This window comes from Streptomyces cinereoruber (assembly GCF_009299385.1).
Classification (GTDB): Bacteria; Actinomycetota; Actinomycetes; order Streptomycetales; family Streptomycetaceae; genus Streptomyces; species Streptomyces bikiniensis.
The window spans coordinates 879,861-901,005 of the sequence record NZ_CP023693.1 but is presented as its reverse complement, the minus strand read 5'-3'; the positions used below and the strand labels follow the sequence as shown (position 1 = coordinate 901,005).

Sequence of the window (21,145 nt, the reverse complement as noted above, 5' to 3'; positions counted from 1 at the left end):
ACCATGGCCGTCACCGCAACCACACCCTCCACCCGTCCGACGACGGTCACGTCCCGGAGGAGCGCGGCCGCGGTGACGGCCGCACTGGTCCTCCTCGTCGCGGGCCTCGCCCTCGTCGACCTCACCCAGGGCACGGCCGCCGTCGGCGCCGCCGAGGTCTGGAAGGCGCTCACCGGCGGGGCAGACCCCACCGACGCGTCCGTCGTCGTCGCCTCCCGGCTGCCCAGGGCGGTCGCCGGACTGCTCGTCGGCGCCGCCCTCGGCATGGCCGGCTCCGCCCTCCAGGCCGTCAGCCGCAACGTCGTCGCCTCACCCGACACCCTCGCGGTCAACGCCGGCTCCTACCTGGCGCTCGGCCTCGCCGCCGTCACCGGCGTCTCGCTCCCGCTCTTCGCCACCTCCGGGATCGCCTTCGCCGGCGGCCTGGCCGCGGCCGCCGTCGTCCTCGGCCTCTCCGGCCTCGGCGCCGGCACCGTCCGCCTCGTCCTCGCCGGAAGCGCCCTCACCCTCGGCCTCACCGCCGTCGCCGAGGGCCTCCTCCTCCTCTACCCGAGGGAGACGGAGGGCCTCTACACGTGGAACCAGGGCAGCATCGCGCAGAGCGGCTTCGACGGCGTCCTGCAGATGGCGCCCGTCGCCCTCGTCGCCCTCGCCGGACTGCTCCTCCTCGCCCGCCGGGTCGACGCCCTGGCCCTCGGCGACGACGCGGCCCGCGGCCTCGGCGTCCCCGTCCGCACCACCCGGGTCACGGCCGTCGTCCTCGCCGCGCTCCTCTCGGCGGCCGCGGTCACGCTCGCCGGGCCGATCGGCTTCGTAGGCCTGTGCGCCCCCGCGCTCGTCCGCGGCCTCGCGCGCCGGGCCCAGCGGCTCCACCGCGCCCGCACGGGCCTGCCGGTCGCGGGCCTGACCGGCGCCGCCCTCGTCCTCGGCTCGGACGTGCTGCTGCGCGCCCTCGTCCCCGCGGACCTCGCCGTCGCCGTGCCCACCGGCGTCGTCACCAGCCTGGTCGGCGGCGCCTTCCTGATCGCCATGGCCACCCGGGTCAAGGACACCGCCGGCGCCCCGCCGGTCGACCGGCTGCGCATCAGGAGCCGCACCGTCTTCCTCGTCACCACCGGCGCGCTCGTCGCCGTGGTCGTGGGAGCGGTCGTCGCCGGCGTGCTGCTCGGCGACTCCAAGCTGCTCCTGGGCGACGTCGCGAACTGGGCCCAGGGCCGGGCCGGCCGGACCGTCTCCTTCGTGCTCGACACCCGGGTGCCCCGGGTCGTCGCGGCGCTCCTGGCGGGCGCGGCCCTCGCCCTGTCCGGCACGCTCGTCCAGGCCGTCACCCGCAACCCGCTCGCGGAGCCCGGCATCCTCGGCGTCTCCCACAGCGCCGCGCTCGGCGCCGTCCTCTTCGTCACCACGGTGCCGCTGGCCGGTTCCTGGGGCATGGCCGGCGCCGCGTTCGCGGGCGCCGCCCTCGGCTCCGTCCTGGTCTTCGGCCTCGCCGCGCGCGGCGGGTTCCAGCAGAACCGGCTCGTCCTGGTCGGCTTCGGCGTCGCCACCGCGAGCGCCGCCCTGATCAGCCTGCTCATCGTCCTCACCGACCCGTTCAACGCGACGAAGGCGCTCACCTGGCTCTCGGGCTCCACCTACGGGCGGACCCTGCCCGACGCCCTGCCCCTCGCCGTGGTCCTGACCGCGGGTCTGGTCGTGGCCTTCCTGCGGCGCGCGGAGCTCGACCTCGTCTCGCTCGACGAGGACACCCCCCGGCTCCTCGGGCTCGACCTCGGCCGCGGACGCCTGGGCTTCCTCGTGCTGAGCGTCCTGCTCAGCGCCACCGCCGTGGCCGCCGCCGGCACGATCGGCTTCGTCGGACTCGTCGCCCCGCACGCCGCCCGCGCCCTGGTGGGCCGACGGCACGTGCGCGTGGTGCCGGTGGCGGTGCTCCTCGGCGCGGCGCTCGTCTGTGCCGCAGACCTGGTGGGCCGGACGGTGATCGCGCCGGCCCAGCTCGGCGCCGGCATGATGACGGCCGTCATCGGCACGCCGTACTTCCTGTACCTGCTCGTCCGCAGCCGCCGCTGAGGGCCCTTCGGGTACGGGACGGCCGCGCGGCCCCGGTCAGGGGCGCGCGGCCGTTCTCGTTCCCCCCTCCAGGTGGGTGTGCACACGGCGCAGCAGTGAGGAGAGGAGCAGGCGCTCCTCCGCGTCGAGGGGGGCGAGGACCTCGTCGTCCGCCGAGGCGATGTCCGCGCCGAGTTCGGCCAGGGCGGAGCCGCCGTCGGGGGTCAGGCGCACCACGACCCGGCGCCGGTCCTCGGGGTCGCGGTCGCACTCCACGTACCCCGTCTTCACGAGGTCGTTGACGATCCGCACCAGGTCGCTGGCGTTCATGTCCAGCCGCGCGGCGAGGACGGTCTTCATCTGGGGACCCAGGTCGGAGAGGAGGGCGAGCACGGTGAGGTGCCAGAGCCTTAACCCCCGTGCGGTCAGCCGGTCCTGGAGCCTGCGCCGCGCGGCCTTGCCGAGCGCGTACATCAGGTACGCGTTGAGGCCGAGCACACTGGGCGGCGTCATGCTCATGGAGGGCGGTCCCGCGGCCGCCGGGCGGTCCGCGCCGGCCTCCGGGGCCGCGGCCCCGGCGACAGCGGCGGTGGCGGCGACGCCGGTGGCGGGCGGGGCGGTGAGGAGCGTCAGGTCGGCGCCCGCGAGGCCCTTGAGCACCTGCGCCCAGTCGGTCGGCATGTTCGATATGCCGACGACGGCGAACCGCGCGCCGTCCGGGCCGTGTGCGGTGCCGGAGTAGACCGGTTGCTCCATTGCTGTTCCTCGCTGTCCACGTGCGGTGGGAAGCCCCCCAACTACCTTGTTTTTCTTGGGGGTTGGGTGTTCCTAACCCAATGTCGTCCCACGGTACCGGCCCGCCCCGGGACCGTCCGGGGCGGGCCGGAGCTCCTGCTGACCGCTCGTCAGGGGCGGGCGGTCAGATAGCCCCCCATGGAGGTGAAGTACTCCGTGGCGGGCAGCTCCCGGCCGTCCGCGGTCCGGACGCGGGTGATCGCGAGGCCGTGGTTGCGGCCGGTGCGGGCGTCGGCGCCGGCGACGATCACCACGCCCTCGCCCTCCCGGTAGAAGATCCGCCCCGGGGTGCCGCCGTAGCGCCCCTCGGAGACGGTGGCGGAGACGACTTCGAGCCGCTCGCCCCGGTGGAAGGTGAAGGCGCTGGGGTACGGCGCGGACTGGGCGCGGACCAGGCGCTCCAGGACCTCGGCGGGCCAGGTCCAGTCGATCCGGATGTCCTCCTCGGCCCGCTTGTGGAAGAAGGTGGCCAGGGAGCGGTCCTGCGGGGTGAACTCCGCCCGCCCCGAGGCGATCAGGTCGAGCGCGCCGACGGTGACCGGGGCGATGAGGTCGACGGTCTTGTGGAAGAGGTCGGTGGCCGTGTCCTTCGGCCCGACCGCGACCGCCCGCTGGAGGACGATGTCGCCGGCGTCCAGCACCTCGTCCATCATGTGGGCGGTGACGCCGACTTCGGCCTCGCCGTTGATCAGGGCCCAGATGAGCGGGGAGAAGCCGGCGTACTTCGGCAGGAGGGAGTCGTGGACGTTCAGGGTGCCGTGCCGGGGCAGCGTGTAGACGCGCGGCGGGATCCAGGTGCGCCAGTTGTTGGCGACGATGACGTCCGGGTCGGCCTCCTTGAGGAGCTGGAACAACTCCTCGTCGTCGGGCCGGTTGCGGATGACCACGGGGACGCCGTGCTCCTCGGCCAGGTCGGCGACGGAGTCGCTCCAGATCTTCTCGTAGGCGTGCTCGCTCTTCGGGTGGGTCACCACCGTCACGACGTCGTGCTCGGAGTCCAGGAGCGCCTGCAGGGTGCGATGGCCCCAGGTCTGATAGCCGAACATGACGACCCGCATGGGCAAGTTCCTCCTCGGGAGAGCGGTGGATCACTCCCAAGTAAAGCAAGGCTAACCTAAGGATGCAACGAGGCGTATTTATCGGCCAGTTGAACGGCCCGACTTGGCTCATGTCCGATTCGTCCCGTCGACAGTCCCGGTGGTTCAGGTTAGCTTTACCTAAGTTCGGGCCGGTGGTGCGATGCCGCCGGCGTGTCCGGGCTCCGCCGTTCCCCACGCCTGACAGCGCGCCTGACAGGCGGCTGTCCCGCACGATGGGAGTCACATGTCTCAGGCTCTTCCTGACGACGCACCGCCGATCCACGACCTCATAGGAATCGGCTTCGGGCCGTCCAACGTGGCCATGGCGATCGCGCTCAGCGAGCACAACGCGAGCGTCGGAAGAGAGGACGCGGTCACCGCCCACTTCTTCGAGCGGCAGCCCCGCTTCGGCTGGCACCGCGGCATGCTCATCGACGACGCCACCATGCAGGTCTCCTTCCTCAAGGACCTGGTGACCCTGCGGAACCCGAGCAGCGAGTACACCTTCCTGCGCTACCTGCAGAGCAGGGGCCGGCTGATCGACTTCGTCAACCACAAGAACCTCTTCCCGCTGCGCGTCGAGTTCCACGACTACTTCGAGTGGGCGGCGGCCAAGGTCGACGACATGGTCTCCTACGGCCACGAGGTCGTCTCCGTGGAACCCGTCGTCCGCGACGGCGTGATCGAGTACCTGGACGTGACCGCCCGCTCCGGCACCGAGACCGTGGTCCACCGGGCCCGCAACCTCGTCGTCGGCACCGGCCTGCGCCCGCTCATGCCCGAGGGCGTCGAGCGCGGCGACCGCGTCTGGCACAACTCCGAACTGCTCGCCAGGGTCGACGGCCTGGAGGGCACCGACCCCGCCCGCTTCGTCGTCGTCGGCGCCGGCCAGAGCGCCGCCGAGAACGTCGCCTACCTCCACCGCCGCTTCCCGGACGCGGAGATCTGCGCCGTCTTCTCGCGCTACGGCTACAGCCCCGCCGACGACAGCGGCTTCGCCAACCGCATCTTCGACCCCGCGGCGGTCGACGAGTACTACACGGCGCCCGACGACATCAAGCGCAAGCTGATGGACTACCACGGCAACACCAACTACTCCGTGGTGGACATCGACCTCATCGACGACCTCTACCGGCAGGCCTACCGGGAGAAGGTCCTCGGCACCGAGCGGCTGCGCTTCGTCAACGTGTCCCGCCTCACCGGCGTCGAGGAGCACCCGGACGGCGTCCGCGCCACCGTCGCCAACCTCGTCACCGGCGAGGACGCCGTCCTCGACGCCGACGTCGTGGTCTTCGCCACCGGCTACCGGCAGGCCGACGGCCTCGGCCTCCTCGGCGACATCGCGGACCGCTGCCACCGCGACGACCTGGGCCGCGTCCGCGTCGAGCGCGACTACCGCGTCGCCACCGTCCCCGCACTGCGCTGCGGCATCTATCTCCAGGGCGGCACCGAGCACACCCACGGCATCACGTCGTCCCTGCTCTCCAACACCGCGATCAGGGTCGGCGAGATCCTGGAGTCGATCCTCGAACGGGGACTGGAAGGCTCCTCCGACCCGGTCCGCCCGATCGCCGGCGGCATCGGCACGAGCCGCTAGCCGCCGGCCGCTAGCCGCTGGCAGTCGGCAGTCGGCCGAGCACCGGCCGTACGGCCCCGGGCGGCCCCCCTTGGTTCCACCCCCCACACCGCCGCGCACCACCGGCCGCGCCTCGCGCCGGACGCGCGGCAGCACCGTGAAGTCCCCGTGAAAGGAACACACGTGTCCACTGGTACACGCCCCGCCCTGGCGCGGTTCGCCGGAAACGTCCCCCGCGCGGCCGTCGCCGTCGCCGCCGCGCTCGCTCTGGCCGCCTGTGGGAGCGGCACGGAGAAGACCGAGGGGGCCGAGCCGTCGGGCGGGTCGAGCGCGAGCACGTCGTCCGCCGGCGCCTTCCCGGTGACCGTCGAGCACAAGTACGGCAGCACGACGATCGACGCCGAGCCGAAGAAGGTCGTCACGCTCGGCCTCTCCGACCAGGACGCGGTGCTCGCCCTGGGCGTCAAGCCGGTCGGCTCGGTGGACTGGTTCAAGGAGGAGCCGTACGGCAAGTGGCCGTGGACCAAGGACAAGTGGGGCTCGACCCCGCCGCAGATCGTCGGCGAGCGCGACGAGTACAACATCGAGAAGATCGCGGCGCTCAAGCCGGACCTGATCGTCGCCCAGTACTCGGGCATGAAGAAGGAGCAGTACGACACCCTCTCCAAGATCGCCAAGGTCGTCGCCCAGCCCAAGGAGCACCCGGACTACGGCGCCCCCTGGCAGGTCATGACCCGCCAGATCGGCAAGGCGCTCGGCAGGACCCCCGAGACCGAGAAGCTGATCACCGACGTCGACGCCCGCTTCAAGGCCGTCCGGGACAAGCACCCCGAGTGGGCGGGCAAGACCCTGACCGTGGCCGACAGCTTCGAGGCCGGCAAGTACTCGGCCTTCACCAAGACCGACCCCAAGGCGATCTTCTTCTCCGAGCTCGGCTTCGAGCTGAAGCCCGAGATCGACGCCCTCGCCAAGCCGGGCTGGAACGTCGCCGAGCTCAGCGCCGAGAAGCTGAACGTGCTGGAGGCCGACCGCCTCGTCTGGGTCACCTCCAGCACCGAGGCCAACGAGCGCATCAAGGCCGAGCCGCTCTACAAGAAGCTGAAGGTCAACCAGGAGAAGCGCGACCTGTTCGTGCCCTACCAGGACCCGGACGTCGGCGCCGCCTTCTCCTTCAACACGGTCCTCTCGATCCCCTACGCGATCGACGAGATCGAGCCGCTCCTGACGGCCGTCAAGTAACCGTCGGCCCCCTTCCGCACCCCTCCGCCCGTCCGTCGCCCGCCACCGGCCGGCGGACGGGCGGAGTGCGCACGGGCTCCCGCGCCCCGCTCCACCCCACCGACGCACCACCAGGGAAAGGCACCCTCGAACGATGTTTGACGCCGAGTCGGACCGGACGACCGCCGCCGGACTCCCCCTCACGGGCGGACAGTCCGGAATCTGGCTGGCCCAGCAGATCGAGCCGGACGGCTCGGCCTACCACATCGCGTTCGTCCTGAGACTCCGCGGAGACGTCGACCCCGACCGCCTCGCGACCGCCGTCCGGCGGGCCGTGGAGGAGGCGGAGAGCCTGCACGTCCGCGTCACCGACGCCGACGGCACCCCGCGCCAGATCCCCACCCGCTTCCCCGTCGAGGTGGCCCACGTCGACCTGCGGGGCGAGACCGACCCGGAGGCGGCCGCCCACCGCTGGATGGAGGCCGACCGCGACCGCCCTGCCGGCCTTGACCCCCTCGCCGGCCCCGACCGCCCCGCCGACCCGGCCGGCGGCCCGCTGTTCGCCCAGGCCCTCCTGAGGCTCGCCGACGACCGGATCTGGTGGTACCAGCGCTACCACCACCTCCTGATCGACGGCGCCGGCGTCGCCCTGATCAGCCGCCGCGCCGGCGACCTGCACACCCTCGGCGACGCGGCCCCGGCCCCCGACTGGTCCCTGACCCGGCTCGTCGCCGCCGACGCCGCGTACGCCTCCTCCGAGCAGCACGCGGCGGACCGCGCGTACTGGCGGGAGCGGATGGCCGGCCGGCCCGAGCCGGTCCGCCTCGTCCCGCGCGCGACCGCCCCCATGCGCCGCCGCGTCCGCGACACCGCCGTCCTCGGCCCCGAGGCCGTCGCCCGGCTGCGCGCCCGCGCGGACGAGGCCGGCGTGCCCCCGTCCCGCCTCCTGCTCACCGCCGCCGCCGTCCACCTGCACCGCGCCACCGGCGAACGGGACCTCGTCCTCGGCCTCCCCGTCACCGCCCGCCGGGACCCCGCGACGCGGGACGTCCCCGGCATGGTCTCCAACATCCTGCCGCTGCGCCTCGCCGTCCGCCCCGACACCACCGCCGACCGGCTCCTGGACACCGTCGCCACGGCCGTCTCCGAACTCCTCGCCCACAGCCGCTACCGCGCCGAGGACCTCGCCAGGGACCTCGGCCTCACCGACGGCGTACGGGAACTCGTCGGCCCCACCGTCAACGTCCTGCCCCAGCCCGACGGCGTCCGCTTCGACGGCGCCGAGGCCGAGTTCGTCCCGCACTGGCTCGGCCCGGTCGGCGACCTGACCCTCACCTTCGGGGACCTCGGGGACCCCGAAGGCCTCCGCGTCCACTTCGACGCGGACGCCGACGCCTGCGACGAGGCGGCCCTCGCCGGGCACCGGCGGCACTTCCTCGCCGTCCTGGACGCCCTCACCGAGGACCCCGACCGGCCCGTCGGCCACATCGAACTGACCTCCCCGGAGGAACGCGCCCGGCTGCTCGGCGAGTTCGGCGTCTCGCCCCGGCCCGCCCCCGAGACGACCTGGCCCGCCGCCTTCGCCGAGCGGGTCCGCCTCGCCCCCGACGCCGTCGCCCTCGTCTGCGAGGACGAGGAGCTGACGTACGCCGGGCTGGACGCCGCCGCGAACCGCCTCGCCCGGCTCCTCGCCGCCCGGGGCGCGGGCCCCGAGGACGTCGTCGCCGTCGCCCTGCCCCGCTCCCCGGACCTGGTCGTCGCCCTCCTCGCCGTCATGAAGGCCGGCGCCGCCTACCTGCCGCTCGACGCCGACCACCCCCGGGACCGCATCGCCTACATGCTGGAGGACGCGGGCGCCCGCACGGTCGTCACCACCCGCGAACTGTCCGACGCCCTGCCCGACGCGCCGGGTGTCGCCCGCGTCCTGCTCGACGACCCGGCCACGGCCGCCGAACGCGACGCCCTCGACCCGGCGGACCCCGCCGTCCCGGTGACGCTCGACCACGCCGCGTACGTCATCTACACCTCGGGCTCCACCGGCCGCCCCAAGGGCGTCGTCGTCTCCCACGACGGCGTCGGCAGCCTGATCGCCACCGCCACCGACCGCATCGGCGTCACCGCCGACAGCCGGATCGTGCAGTTCGCCTCCGCCGGCTTCGACGTGACCGTCTGGGACCTCGTCATGTCCCTGTGCGTCGGCGGCCGGGTGATCCTCGTCCCCACCGAGCGCCGCGTCGCCGGACCGGCCCTCACGGACTACATCGCCCGCCACCGCGCCACCCACATGATCCTGCCGCCCTCCCTCGTCTCCGCGCTGCCGCCGGAGTGCGACCTGCCCGACGGCTCCGTCCTCGTCGTCGGCACCGAGGCGGTCCCCGGCGAACTCGTCGCCCGCTGGGCCGGACGCGTCCGCGTCGTCGTCGCCTACGGCCTCACCGAGGCCACCGTCAACTCCACCCTCTGGCCCGCCGACGCCGACCGGCCGGGACCCGCCCCCATCGGCCGCCCCGACCCCAACACCCGCGCCTACGTCCTCGACTCGGCCCTGCGGCCCGTCCCCGCCGGCGCCGAGGGCGAGCTGTACGTCGGCGGGCGCGGCCTCGCCCGCGGCTACCTGGGACGCCCGGGGCTCACCTCGGAGCGCTTCGTCGCCGACCCGTACGCCGACGAGCCCGGCGCCCGCATGTACCGCACCGGCGACCGGGTCCGCTGGAGCGCCGACGGCAACCTCGAATTCCTCGGCCGCGCCGACGGCCAGATCAAGATCCGCGGCCACCGCGTCGAACCCGGCGAGGTCGAGAGCGCCTTCATGGCCTGCCCCGGCATCGCCCAGGCCGCCGTCCTCGTCCGCGACGACCACCGGGGCGTCAAGCGCCTCGTCGGCTACCTCGTGGCCGAGGCGGGCACGGACACCGAGGCGGCCGACGCCGCCGTCGCCGAGGCCCGTACCCGGATCGCCGCGACCCTCCCCGACCCCATGGTCCCCTCCGCCCTCGTCCGCCTCGACGGACCCCTGCCGCTCACCCCCAACGGCAAGCTCGACCGCCGCGCCCTGCCCGAACCCCGGTGGACGGCCATGGCCGGCGACGACGCCCCCACCACCCCCGCCGAGACCGCGCTCGCCGCGCTCTTCGCCGAGGTCCTCGGCCTGCCGTCGGTCGGCGTCCACGACAGCTTCTTCGAACTGGGCGGCGACAGCATCGTCGCCATCCAGCTCGTCAACCGCGCCCGCGCCACCGGCCTCGCGCTCACCCCGCGCGACGTCTTCCGGCTCCGCACGGTCGCCGCCCTCGCCGCGCACGCCGCCCCCGTCGCCACCGGACCCGCGCCGCTCCCGGCCCCCGCCCTCGACGAGGACGCCCTGCCCGTCTCACCGCTCCAGGAAGGCTTCTTCTTCCACGCGGTGTACGACGAGGACGCCGACGACCTGTACGTGGTCCAGGAACTCCTGGACCTCGCGGAGCCCGTCGCCCCGGACCGGCTGCGCGCCGCCCTCCAGCTGCTCCTCGACCGCCACCCGCTGCTGCGCGCCTCCTTCCGGCAGCTGCCCGGCGGCGAGGTCGTCCAGCGCCTCGCGGACCGCGCGACCCTCCCCTGGTACGAGGCGGACACGGCCCGCACCGGCCTGGACGAGATCCTGCGACAGGACCGGGACCGGGGCTTCGACCTTGCCGCACCGCCGCTGCTGCGCGCCACCCTGGTCCGCGACGGACACCGCCACCGGCTCCTGCTCACCCTGCACCACATCGTCGCCGACGCCTGGTCCGTCACCGTCCTGCTGCGCGAACTGACCGCCGCGTACGCGGGGGAGACCCTGCCCGCGCCCGCCGACCCGCGCCCCTACCTGGCCTGGCTGGCCACGCGCGACCGCGACGCCGCCCGCGCCGCCTGGCGCGAGGCGCTGGCCGGCCTGGAGGAACCGACCCGGCTGCCCGCCCTCGCCGGGACCGCCGCGGGGGACGGCGAGCAGGCGCCGCGCGCCCGGACCGAGCGCGTCGACGTGCGCCTGCCCGAGGCCCTCACCGCCGAACTGACCGCCCGCGCCCGCCGCGAGGGCCTCACCCTGAGCACCGTCCTCAACGGCGCCTGGGCCCTCCTCCTCGGCGGCCTGACCGGCAGCCGGGACGTCGTCTTCGGCACCACCGTCTCCGGCCGCACCACCGAGGTCGAGGGCCTGGACGCGGCCGTGGGCCTCTTCGTCAACACCGTCCCCGTCCGCGTCCGGCCGCGCCCCGAAGAACCGCTCGCGGAGCTGCTGCGGCGCGTCCAGGACGCCCACGCGGCGCTCCTCGACCACCAGCACCTCGGCCTCGCCGACATCCAGCGGCTCGCGGGCGGCGGCGAACTCTTCGACACCCTCGTCGTCCTGGAGAACCACCCGGCCGACGCCCCCGCCCGTGAACCGCTCGTCACCGGCACCGAGGTGATCGACGCCGTCCACTACCCGCTCGCGCTCGTCGCCGAGCCCCGCGACGGACACCTGTCGCTCCGCTTCACCCACGACCCGGACCGCCTCGACCGGCTGACCGTCGCCGTCCTCGCGCGCCGCTTCGAGGCGCTGCTGCGCACCTTCGCCACCGACCCCGCCCGCCCGACCGCCCGGATCGGACTCCTCTCCGACCGGGAGACGGACCGCCTCGCCGCGCTGAACGCCACCGACCACCCGCTGCCCGACCCGGACGCCACCCTCGCCTCGCTCTTCGCCGCCCAGGCGGCCCGGACCCCCGACGCGCCCGCCGTCGTGTACGAGGGCGCCACCCTCACGTACGCGGAACTCGACCGGCGCGCCGAGGCCCTGGCCCGGCGGCTGCGGGCCCGGGGCGCGGGCCCCGAGGAGTTCGTCGCCGTCGCGGTGCCCCGCTCGGCCGAGCTGATGGTCGCGCTCCTCGGCGTCCACAAGGCGGGCGCCGCCTACGTGCCCGTCGACCTCGACCACCCCGCCGACCGGGTCGCGTTCGTGCTCGCCGACTCCGGCGCGCGCACGGTCGTCACCACCACGGGGGCCGTCGGCCGGCTCCCCGGCGTCCCGGGCCTCGCCCCCGTCCTCGTGGACCGCGAGGAGGAGGCCCCCGACGCACCCCACACGGATCCGCCCCGCACGGAGGCGGGCCCCGACCACCCCGCGTACCTGATCCACACCTCCGGCTCCACCGGCCGCCCCAAGGGCGTCGCCGTCACCCACCGGGCGATCGTCAACCGCCTCGCCTGGATGCAGGGGGAGTACGGGCTGACCGCCGACGACCGGGTCCTCCAGAAGACCCCGGCGAGCTTCGACGTGTCCGTGTGGGAGTTCTTCTGGGCCCTGACCGAGGGCGCCACCGTCGTCCTCGCCCGCCCCGACGGCCACCGCGACCCCGGCTACCTGGCCGAACTGGTCCGCGCCGAGCGGATCACCACCCTGCACTTCGTCCCCTCGATGCTGGCCGCCTTCGTCCAGGCCCTGGAGGCCGCGCCCGGCGGCCCCGACTGGGCGGCGACCCCGCGCAGGGTCTTCTGCAGCGGCGAGGCGCTCACCGGCCCCGACGCCCGCCGCTGGGCGGAGCTGACGACCCGGCCCGGCCGGGGACCCGTACCGCTGCACAACCTGTACGGGCCCACCGAGGCCGCCGTCGACGTCACGCACTTCCCGTACGAGGGCGCCGACGAGCCCGCCGTCCCGATCGGCCGACCCGTCTGGAACACGCGCCTGCACGTGCTCGACCCCTTCCTGCGGCCCGTCCCGGACGGCGTGCCCGGCGAGCTGTACCTCGCCGGGGTCCAGCTGGCGCGCGGCTACCACGGCCGGCCCGCCCTGACCGCCGAACGGTTCGTCGCCGACCCCTTCGGGGCGCCCGGCGAGCGGATGTACCGGACCGGCGACCTCGTCCGCCGCCGGGCCGACGGCGCCGTCGAGTACCTCGGCCGCACCGACCGGCAGGTCAAGATCCGGGGCAACCGCGTCGAGCCCGGCGAGATCGAGACCGCCCTCGCCGGCCTGCCCGGCGTGGCCCGCGCGGCCGTGATCGTCCGCGACGGCGCCCTCGTCGGCTACGCCGTGCCCGCCCCCGGCGCGCCCGCGCCGGACGCCGACGCCCTGCGCGACGCGCTCGCCGGCGCCCTGCCCGCCCCCCTGGTGCCGGGCGCCGTCGTCGTCCTCGACGCGCTGCCCCTGACGCCCAGCGGCAAGCTCGACCAGAACGCCCTGCCCGCGCCCTCCGTCGCCCCCCGGGCCGGCGGACGCCCGCCCCGCGACGCCCGCGAACGCGCCCTGTGCGAGGTCTTCGCCGCCGTCCTCGGCATCCCGGACATCGGCGCCGACGACGACTTCTTCGTGCTCGGCGGCGACAGCCTCACCTCGATCGCCGTCGCGACCGGGGCCCGCGAGAGGGGACTCACGATCAGCCCGCGCGACGTCTTCCGGCACCGCACGCCCGCCGCCCTCGCGGCGGCGGCCCCGGCCGCACCCGAGCCGGTGGAAGGCCCCGAGCCCCCGGCCGTGACCGTCACCGCCACCGACGCCGGACAGGCCGCCGCCGCGCTCCGGGCCGTCCTCGCCCAGCAGAACCAGGTCGATCCCGCCCTCCAGGCCCTCCTCGACCGGCTCACCGCCGCCGCGGACACCCCCCAGGAGTCCCCGGTCCCGGCCGCCCCGCTCGGCGGCCTGGAGCTGACCGACGAGGAGACCGCCCGCGTCGCCGAGACCGCGGGGCTGCCCGTCGCCGACGTCTGGCCGCTCTCCCCGCTCCAGGAGGGCATGTACTTCCACGCCACCTACGACACCGGGGACGCCCTCGACGTCTACCTGTCGCAGGAGACCCTGGACCTCGACCACCGCCTCGACGCCGACCGGCTGCGCGCCGCCTGCCGGACGCTCCTCGACCGCAACGAGGGCCTGCGCGCCGGATTCACCGGCGACGGCCTGCCCCGGCCCGTCCAGTTCGTCGTGGACGGCGCCGAGATCCCGCTGACCGAGACCGACCTGTCCGCGCTGTCCGCCGACGAGGGCCACGCGCGCGTGGAGGAACTCCTCGCGGCCGACCGGCGCCGGCGCTTCGACCTGGCGGCCCCGCCGCTCTGCCGCCTCCGCCTGATCCGCCTCCCCGAAGGCCGGGACCGGCTCGTCGTCACCCACCACCTCATCCTGTGGGACGGCTGGTCCGCCTGGCTCTTCCTGGAGGAGCTGTTCACCCTGTACGAGAACGGCGGCGACCCCACCGGGCTGCCCGCCCCCGGCTCGTACCGCGACTACCTCGCCTGGCTGGACGGCCAGGACACCGCCGAGGCCGTCGACGCCTGGCGCGGCGCCCTCGCCGGTTTCGGCGAACCGACCCTGGTCGCCCCCACCGGCCGCGACGCGGGCCCGGTCATCCCGGCCGACCACGACGCGGTCCTCACGGAGGCGACGACCGACCGGCTGCGGGCCGCCACCCGCCGCCACGGCCTCACCCCGAACACGGTCCTCAACGCCGCCTGGGGCCTGGTCCTCTCCACCACCACCGGCCGCCCCGACGTCGCCTTCGGCACGGCGGTCGCCGGCCGCCCCGCCGACCTGCCGAACGCCGCCGGCATCATCGGTATGTTCCTCAACACCGTCCCGGCCCGCACCGCGTTCGCCCCCGACGAGCCGCTGCTCGACCTGCTGCGCCGCCTCCAGACCGAGCGCGCCGCCGTCATGCCGTACGAGTACGTCGGCCTCGGCACCCTCCAGCGGGAGACCGGCCACCGGCGCCTCTTCGACACCCTCTTCGTACTGCGCTCCGCCGACGGCGAGGACCGGGCCGCCGAACTCCGGCGCCGCCACGGCATCACCGGCGTCTCCAACGTCGACGGCACCCACTTCCCGCTGACCCTGATCGTCACCCCCGGCACCCGGCTCCGGGTCACCCTGGCGGCCCGCCCCGACCTGTTCGACGCCGAGGCCGCCACCACCGTCCTCGACCGGTTCACGGCCGTCCTGGAACGGCTCGCGAACCTCCTCGACGGCCCCGACGCCGCCACCGTCCGCACCGCCGCCCTCGACCTGCTGCTCCCGGCCGAACGCACCGCCCTGACGGCCGGACTCGCCGCCGGACGCGAGCCCGTGCCGAACGAGACCGTCGCCGACATGCTCGCGGCCCAGGTCGCCCGCACCCCCGACGACACCGCCCTCGTCTTCGGCGAGCGCTCCCTCACCTACGCGGAACTCGACGCGCGCGTCAACCGGATCGCCCGGCTGCTGCTCGCCCGGGGCGCCGGGCCCGAGAAGGTCGTGGCGCTCGCGCTGCCCCGCTCCCTCGACATGGTCGCCGCCCTCTTCGCCGTCCTGCGCACCGGCGCCGCCTACCTGCCGCTCGACCTCGACCACCCGGCCGACCGGCTGCGCCTCATGGTCGAGGACACCGGCCCCCTCTGCCTGGTCTCCACCGCGTCCGTCGCCACCGCCCTGGACGCCGGCGCGCCCGCGGTCCTCCTGGACGACCCGGCCGTCGCCGCCGAACTCGACGCCCTGGACGGCGGCCCGCTCGCGGACGCCGAACGGCCCGCGTTCGCCCACGACGTGCCGGACCGGCTGGAGCACCCGGCGTACGTCATCTACACCTCCGGCTCCACCGGCCGTCCCAAGGGCGTCGTCACCCCCTACCGGGGCCTGACGAACATGCAGCTCAACCACCAGGAGGAGGTCTTCGCCCCGGCCGTCGCCTCGGCCGGCGGACGGCGCCTGCGCATCGCGCACACCGTCTCCTTCGCCTTCGACATGTCCTGGGAGGAGCTGCTCTGGCTCGTCGAGGGCCACGAGGTGCACGTCTGCGACGAGGAGCTGCGCCGCGACGCCGAGGCCCTGGTCGCCTACTGCGACCGGCACCGGATCGACGTCGTCAACGTCACCCCCACCTACGCCCAACTCCTCGTGGAGGAGGGCCTCCTGGACGAGGACGGGGCCACGGGCAGGCACCGGCCCGCCCTGGTCCTGCTCGGCGGCGAGGCCGTCTCCGACACCGTGTGGAACCGGCTGCGGGACACCGACGGCTGCTACGGCTACAACCTGTACGGGCCGACCGAGTACACCATCAACACCCTCGGCGGCTCGACGGCCGACAGCGCGACCCCCACGGTCGGCCGGCCCATCCGCAACACCCGCGCCCACGTCCTCGACTCCATGCTGCGCCCGGTCCCGCCGGGCTGCCCCGGCGAGCTGTACATCGCGGGCACCGGCCTGGCCCGCGGCTACCACGACCGCCCCGGCCTCACCGCCGAGCGCTTCGTCGCGGACCCCTTCGGGGCGCCCGGCGAGCGGATGTACCGCACCGGCGACCTGGTGCGGCAGCGGCCCGACGGACTCCTCGACTTCCTCGGCCGCACCGACGACCAGGTCAAGATCCGCGGCTACCGCGTAGAACTCGGCGAGATCGCCACGGCCCTGTCCTCCCACCCCGGAGTCGCCCACGCGGCGGTCGTCGTCAACACCGACACCGGCACGAAGCGCCTGGCCGGCTACTACGTGCCGGAGGGGGACCGGGAGGCGCCCGACCCGCAGGCCCTCCGCTCCCACCTCAAGGCCGCCCTGCCCGACTACATGGTCCCGGCCGCGCTCGTCGCCGTGGACACCCTGCCGCTGACCGTCAACGGCAAGCTCGACGTCCGCGCCCTGCCCGCCCCCGACCTCGCCCGCGCCGCGGGAGCCGGCCGCGCCCCGCGCACCCCGCGCGAGGAGACGCTGTGCGCCCTCTTCGCCGAGGTCCTGGGACTGCCCGAGGGCGCCGTCGGCATCGACGACGACTTCTTCGACCTCGGCGGGCACTCGCTCCTCGCCACCCGCCTCGTCAGCCGCGCCCGTACCGCGCTCGCCGCCGAACTCGCCATCCGCGACCTGTTCGAGGCCCCCACGGCCGCCGAGCTGATCGAGCGCGCCGACCGGGCCGCGGGACCCGCCCGGCCCGCCCTCACCGCCGGCGAGCGCCCCGACGAACTGCCGCTCTCCCACGCCCAGCAGCGCCTCTGGGTCGTCCAGCGGATCGAGTCCACCTCCGCCGCCTACAACTTTCCGCTCGTCCTGCGGCTGCGCGGCCCCCTCGACGCCGACGCCTGGGAGACCGCCCTGGCCGACGTCACCGCCCGGCACGAGGCCCTGCGCACCGTCTTCGCGGAGCGCGACGGCCGGGTGTTCCAGCGGGTGCTGCCCGCCGGGGAGGCACGGCCCGCCGTCGAACGGCTCACCGCCACCGAGGACGAGCTGCCCGGCCTGGTCGACACGGCCGTCAACCGGCCCTTCGACCTCGCCGCCGAACTTCCGCTGCGCGCCGCCCTCGTGGAACTCGGCCCCGAGGACCACGCCGCGATCCTGCTGCTCCACCACATCACCACCGACGAGTGGTCCGACCGCCCCTTCCTCCGCGACCTCGCCACCGCCTACGCGGCCCGGACCGCCGGCACGGCACCCGAGTGGGAGCCGCTGCCCGTCCAGTACGCCGACTACGCCCTGTGGCAGCAGCGCCTCCTCGGCGACCCCGCCGACCCGGACAGCAGGGCCGCCCGGCAGCTGGAGCACTGGCGCACGGCCCTGGACGGCGCCCCCGAGGAGCTGGAGCTGCCCGCGGACCGGCCGCGCCCGGCCCGCCCCGCCTTCACCGGCGCCGAACTCGACGTCGCCTTCGACCCCGACGTCCACGAAGGCCTCAAGCGGCTCGCCCGGGAGACCGGCTCCAGCATGTTCATGGTGGCGCACGCCGCCGTGGCCGCCCTCCTGCACCGCCTGGGCGCCGGCACCGACATCCCCCTCGGCGCGCCCATCGCGGGCCGGGGCGACGAGGCCCTGGACGACCTCGTCGGCTTCTTCGTCAACACCCTGGTGCTCCGCACCGACCTGAGCGGCGACCCGAGCTTCACCGCGCTCCTCGCCCGGGTCAGGGAGACCGACCTCGCCGCGTTCTCGCACGCCGACGTGCCCTTCGAGGCGGTGGTGGAGAAGCTCAACCCCACCCGGTCGCTGTCCCGCAACCCCCTCTTCCAGGTGATGGTCGGCTACCACGCCCGCACCGGCGACGCCCTCGCCCTGCCCGGCCTGACCGCCGCGTACCTGCCCTTCCGCATCCGCTCCGCCAAGTTCGACCTGGTCTTCTCCTTCACCGAGCACACCCCGGCCGACGGCGGCCCCGGCTCCCTGGGCTGCCGCCTGGAGTACGCCACGGAACTCTTCGACCGGGAGACCGCCGAGCGGATCGGCGAACGCCTCCGGACCCTCGTCGCGGCCCTGGTCGCCGCCCCCGACCGGCCCGTCTCCCGGGCCGAGATCCTGGACGACGCCGAACGGCGCCTGGTCCTGGAGGAGTTCAACGCCACGGCCCGCACGGTGGACGAGGAGACGTTCCCGGCCCTCTTCGCGCGGCGGCGCGCCGAACGCCCCGACGCGGTCGCCGTCGTGGAGCGCTCCCGCTCCGTGACGTACGCCGAACTCGACGCCCGCGCCGACCGCGTCGCCGCCCTCCTGGCCGCCCGGGGCGTCGGGCCCGAGAGCGTCGTCGGCGTGGCCGTGCCCCGCTCGGTCGACACCGTCGCCACGGTCCTCGCCGCGATGAGGCTGGGCGCCGCGTTCCTGCCGCTCGACCTCGCCCACCCGGCCGACCGGCTCGCGTACATGATCGAGGACGCGCGCGCGGCCCTGGTCGTCGGCACCGAACCGGTCGCGGGCAAGATCCCCGACGTGCCGGGCGTCCCGGTGCTGCTGCTCGACGCGCCGGAGACCGCCACCGCCCTGCGCGACCTGCCGGACACCCCCCTCGGCGGCGGACCCGCCGCCCGGGACTCGGCCGCGTACGTCATCTACACCTCCGGCTCCACCGGCCGCCCCAAGGGCGTCGTCGTCCCCCACGAGGGGATCGCCAGCCTGGTCGCCACCGCCGTCGACCGGATGGGCCTGGAACGCGACAGCCGCGTCCTGCAGTTCGCCTCCGTCGGCTTCGACGTCTTCGTCTTCGAACTGGCCATGGCCCTCTGCCACGGCGGCCGGCTCGTCCTGATCACCGACGAGGCCCGGGTCGCGGGCCCCGCCCTCACCGACTTCCTCGCCGACCAGCGGATCACCCACATGATCCTGCCGCCGTCCCTCGTCTCCGCCCTGCCGCCCGGCTGCGCGCTGCCCGAGGGGTCGACGGTCCTCGTCGGCACCGAGACCGTGCCGCCGGACCTCTTCGAGCGCTTCGGCACCACCGCCCACCTGATCTGCGCGTACGGGCTGACCGAGGCGACCGTCAACTCCACCCTGTGGCCCGCCCGCGAGCACCCGGGCCGCCCGTCCGGCCGGGTCCCCATCGGCCGGCCCGACCCCAACACCCGCTGCTACGTCCTGGACGAGCGCCTCAGGCCGGTCCCGCCCGGCGTCGCGGGCGAGCTGTACGTCTCCGGGCGCGGCCTCGCGCGCGGCTACCTCGGCAAGCCGGGCCTGACCTCGGAGCGGTTCGTGGCCGACCCGTACGGCCCGCCCGGCAGCCGCATGTACCGCACCGGCGACCGCGCCCGCTGGCGCGCCGACGGCAACGTCGACTTCCTCGGCCGCGTCGACACCCAGGTGAAGGTGCGCGGCTTCCGCATCGAACTCGGCGAGATCGAGGCGGCGCTCACCTCCCACCCGTCGGTGGCCCAGGCCGCCGTGGTGGCCGACCGCGCCGGCGACATCGTGCGCCTGGTCGGCTACGCGGTCCCGGAGGCGGGGGAGGGGGAGCCCGACCCGCAGGAGCTGCGCGCCCACGTGGCCGGCCTCCTGCCGGAGTACATGGTCCCGGCGCTCGTCGTCCCGCTCGACGGCCCGCTGCCCCTCACCCCCAACGGCAAGCTCGACCGGAAGGCGCTGCCCGCGCCGGACTGGGCCGCCATGACCGGCGACACCCGCCCGGCGAACGCGACGCAGGAGAAGCTCGCGGAGCTGTTCCGCGAGATCCTGCGCCTCGACCGGGTCGGCGTCCACGACAACTTCTTCGCGCTCGGCGGCCACTCCATGGCCTCGATGCGGCTCCTGGGCCGCATCCGCGCCGAGTTCGGGGTCGAGCTGAGCATCCGCGACGTCTTCGACGCCCTCACGGTCGCCGGCCTGGAGGCCAAGCTGAAGGGCGCGGCCGCGGCCCGCCCGGCGCTGCTGCCCGCCGGGGCCCCCGAGGGCCTCCGGCCCGCCGCGCCCGTCCAGCGCCTCCAGTGGGACGCGTACCGCCGTGCCCCCGCCTTCGACCACGCCCTGGTGCTCCGCTCGCCCGGCGGCCTGGACGCGGAGGCCCTGGCGGCCGCGCTCGCCGACGTGGCGGCCCGCCACGAACCGCTGCGCACCGCCTTCGCCGAGCGCGACGGCGTCCTGCACCTCACCGACGCCGCACCGCCGGTCCTCGTACGGGAGGAGAGCGCGGACCCGGAGGCCCGGCTGCGCGAACTGGCCGGGGGAGCCCCCGTGGCGGACCGCGAGGCACCGCTGCGGGCCCACCTCCTGACCGGCCCCGACGGACGGCAGGCGCTGCTCCTGGCCCTGCACTACCTGGCCGTCGACGAATGGTCGGTCGTCCCCCTCTTCCGCGACCTGACGTCCGCGTACACGGCCCGTACGGAGGGCCGGGCGCCCGACTGGGAGCCGCTGCCCGTCTCGTACACCGACTACGCCCGCTGGGCCCGCGAGGTCCTCGGCGACCCGGCCGACCCGGACAGCAGGGCGGCCGGCCAGCTCGCGTACTGGCGGCGGGCCTTGAAGGACGCGCCGGCCGAGCCGGCCCTCCCCGCCTCCCCGGCCGGCGCCCCGCACGCGCCCGCGTCCGGCGCGGGCCACGTCGGATTCGTCCTGGACGAGGAGCTGCACGCGGCCGTGGACGAGCTGGCCCGGACCACCGGCACCAGCATGTTCATGGTCCTGCACTCCGCCCTGGCCGCCCTGCTCACCGCCCACGGCGCGGGCACGGACCTGCCGCTCGGCACGATGGTTGCGGGCCGTACGGACGACCGGCTCGCGGACCTGGTGGGCTGCTTCTTCAACACGCTCGTGCTGCGCACCGACACGGCCGGGGACCCCACCTTCGCCGAACTCCTCGCCCGGGTGCGGGAGACCACCCTGAGCGCCCTCGACCACCAGGAGGTCCCCTTCGAGGAGGTGGCCCGGGCGGCCGGACTGCCCCCGGAGGGCCCGCAGGTCATGGTGATCCACCACGAACAGGCGGACCTGGACCGCCTGGAGGGCGGCGTCGGCTCCCTCGACGCCGTGCCGACCGGCTCCACCCGGGCCCGGCTCACCCTCAGCTTCTACGAGCCGCTGGGCGAGGGCCCGGTCCACTGCGCCCTCATCCACGCGACCGACCTGCTCGGCGCCGCCGAGGCGCGCCGGCTCGCCGACGAACTCCTGGGTCTGCTACGGGCCGCGGTCACCGACCCGGAACAGCCGCTCTCGGAGCTGTTCACCGCCCTGTCCACGAGGAGTGACGACGCATGACCGCCGGCCCGTACGGGG

The 21,145-nt window shown here is 75.1% G+C and carries 6 protein-coding genes; 4 read left to right on the top strand and 2 right to left on the bottom strand.

Annotation, left to right across the window (positions count from 1 at the left end; genetic code table 11):
* The first annotated feature begins 3 nt into the window (after positions 1–3).
* Positions 4–2,070, top strand: a complete 2,067-nt coding sequence (locus CP977_RS03980) for an iron ABC transporter permease (RefSeq protein WP_152369623.1) — start codon at positions 4–6, stop codon at positions 2,068–2,070.
* Positions 2,071–2,106: 36 nt separating this feature from the next.
* Here CP977_RS03980 and CP977_RS03975 read toward each other — a convergent pair whose 3' ends face one another.
* Positions 2,107–2,805 carry a MarR family winged helix-turn-helix transcriptional regulator gene (locus CP977_RS03975; RefSeq protein WP_183953340.1) on the bottom strand — a complete coding sequence of 233 codons (699 nt, stop codon included), beginning with the start codon at positions 2,803–2,805 and terminating at the stop codon, positions 2,107–2,109.
* Between the two features lie 149 nt (positions 2,806–2,954).
* The gene (locus tag CP977_RS03970) at positions 2,955–3,902 is read right to left on the bottom strand and encodes a methionyl-tRNA formyltransferase (protein ID WP_062757549.1); all 948 of its coding nucleotides are present in this window, start codon (positions 3,900–3,902) and stop codon (positions 2,955–2,957) included.
* A gap of 265 nt (positions 3,903–4,167) precedes the next feature.
* Between CP977_RS03970 and CP977_RS03965 the strand changes: the two genes are divergently transcribed.
* From CP977_RS03965 to CP977_RS03955, 3 genes are all read left to right on the top strand, one after another.
* Positions 4,168–5,520 carry a lysine N(6)-hydroxylase/L-ornithine N(5)-oxygenase family protein gene (locus tag CP977_RS03965; protein WP_152369622.1) on the top strand — a complete coding sequence of 451 codons (1,353 nt, stop codon included), beginning with the start codon at positions 4,168–4,170 and terminating at the stop codon, positions 5,518–5,520.
* 162 nt (positions 5,521–5,682) lie between these two features.
* Entirely contained in the window at positions 5,683–6,738 is a 1,056-nt protein-coding gene (locus tag CP977_RS03960) for an iron-siderophore ABC transporter substrate-binding protein (protein ID WP_062757544.1), read from the top strand.
* Positions 6,739–6,871: 133 nt separating this feature from the next.
* The gene (locus tag CP977_RS03955) at positions 6,872–21,127 is read left to right on the top strand and encodes a non-ribosomal peptide synthetase (protein WP_152369621.1); all 14,256 of its coding nucleotides are present in this window, start codon (positions 6,872–6,874) and stop codon (positions 21,125–21,127) included.
* Positions 21,128–21,145: the final 18 nt, after the last annotated feature.

Excerpts from the sequence above, each read along its gene's own strand:
- CP977_RS03980 (WP_152369623.1), top strand. The coding sequence starts at position 4 with ATGGCCGTCACCGCAACCACACCCTCCACCCGTCCGACGACGGTCACG.
- CP977_RS03975 (WP_183953340.1), bottom strand. The coding sequence starts at position 2,805 with ATGGAGCAACCGGTCTACTCCGGCACCGCACACGGCCCGGACGGCGCG.
- CP977_RS03970 (WP_062757549.1), bottom strand. The coding sequence starts at position 3,902 with ATGCGGGTCGTCATGTTCGGCTATCAGACCTGGGGCCATCGCACCCTG.
- CP977_RS03965 (WP_152369622.1), top strand. The coding sequence starts at position 4,168 with ATGTCTCAGGCTCTTCCTGACGACGCACCGCCGATCCACGACCTCATA.
- CP977_RS03955 (WP_152369621.1), top strand. The coding sequence starts at position 6,872 with ATGTTTGACGCCGAGTCGGACCGGACGACCGCCGCCGGACTCCCCCTC.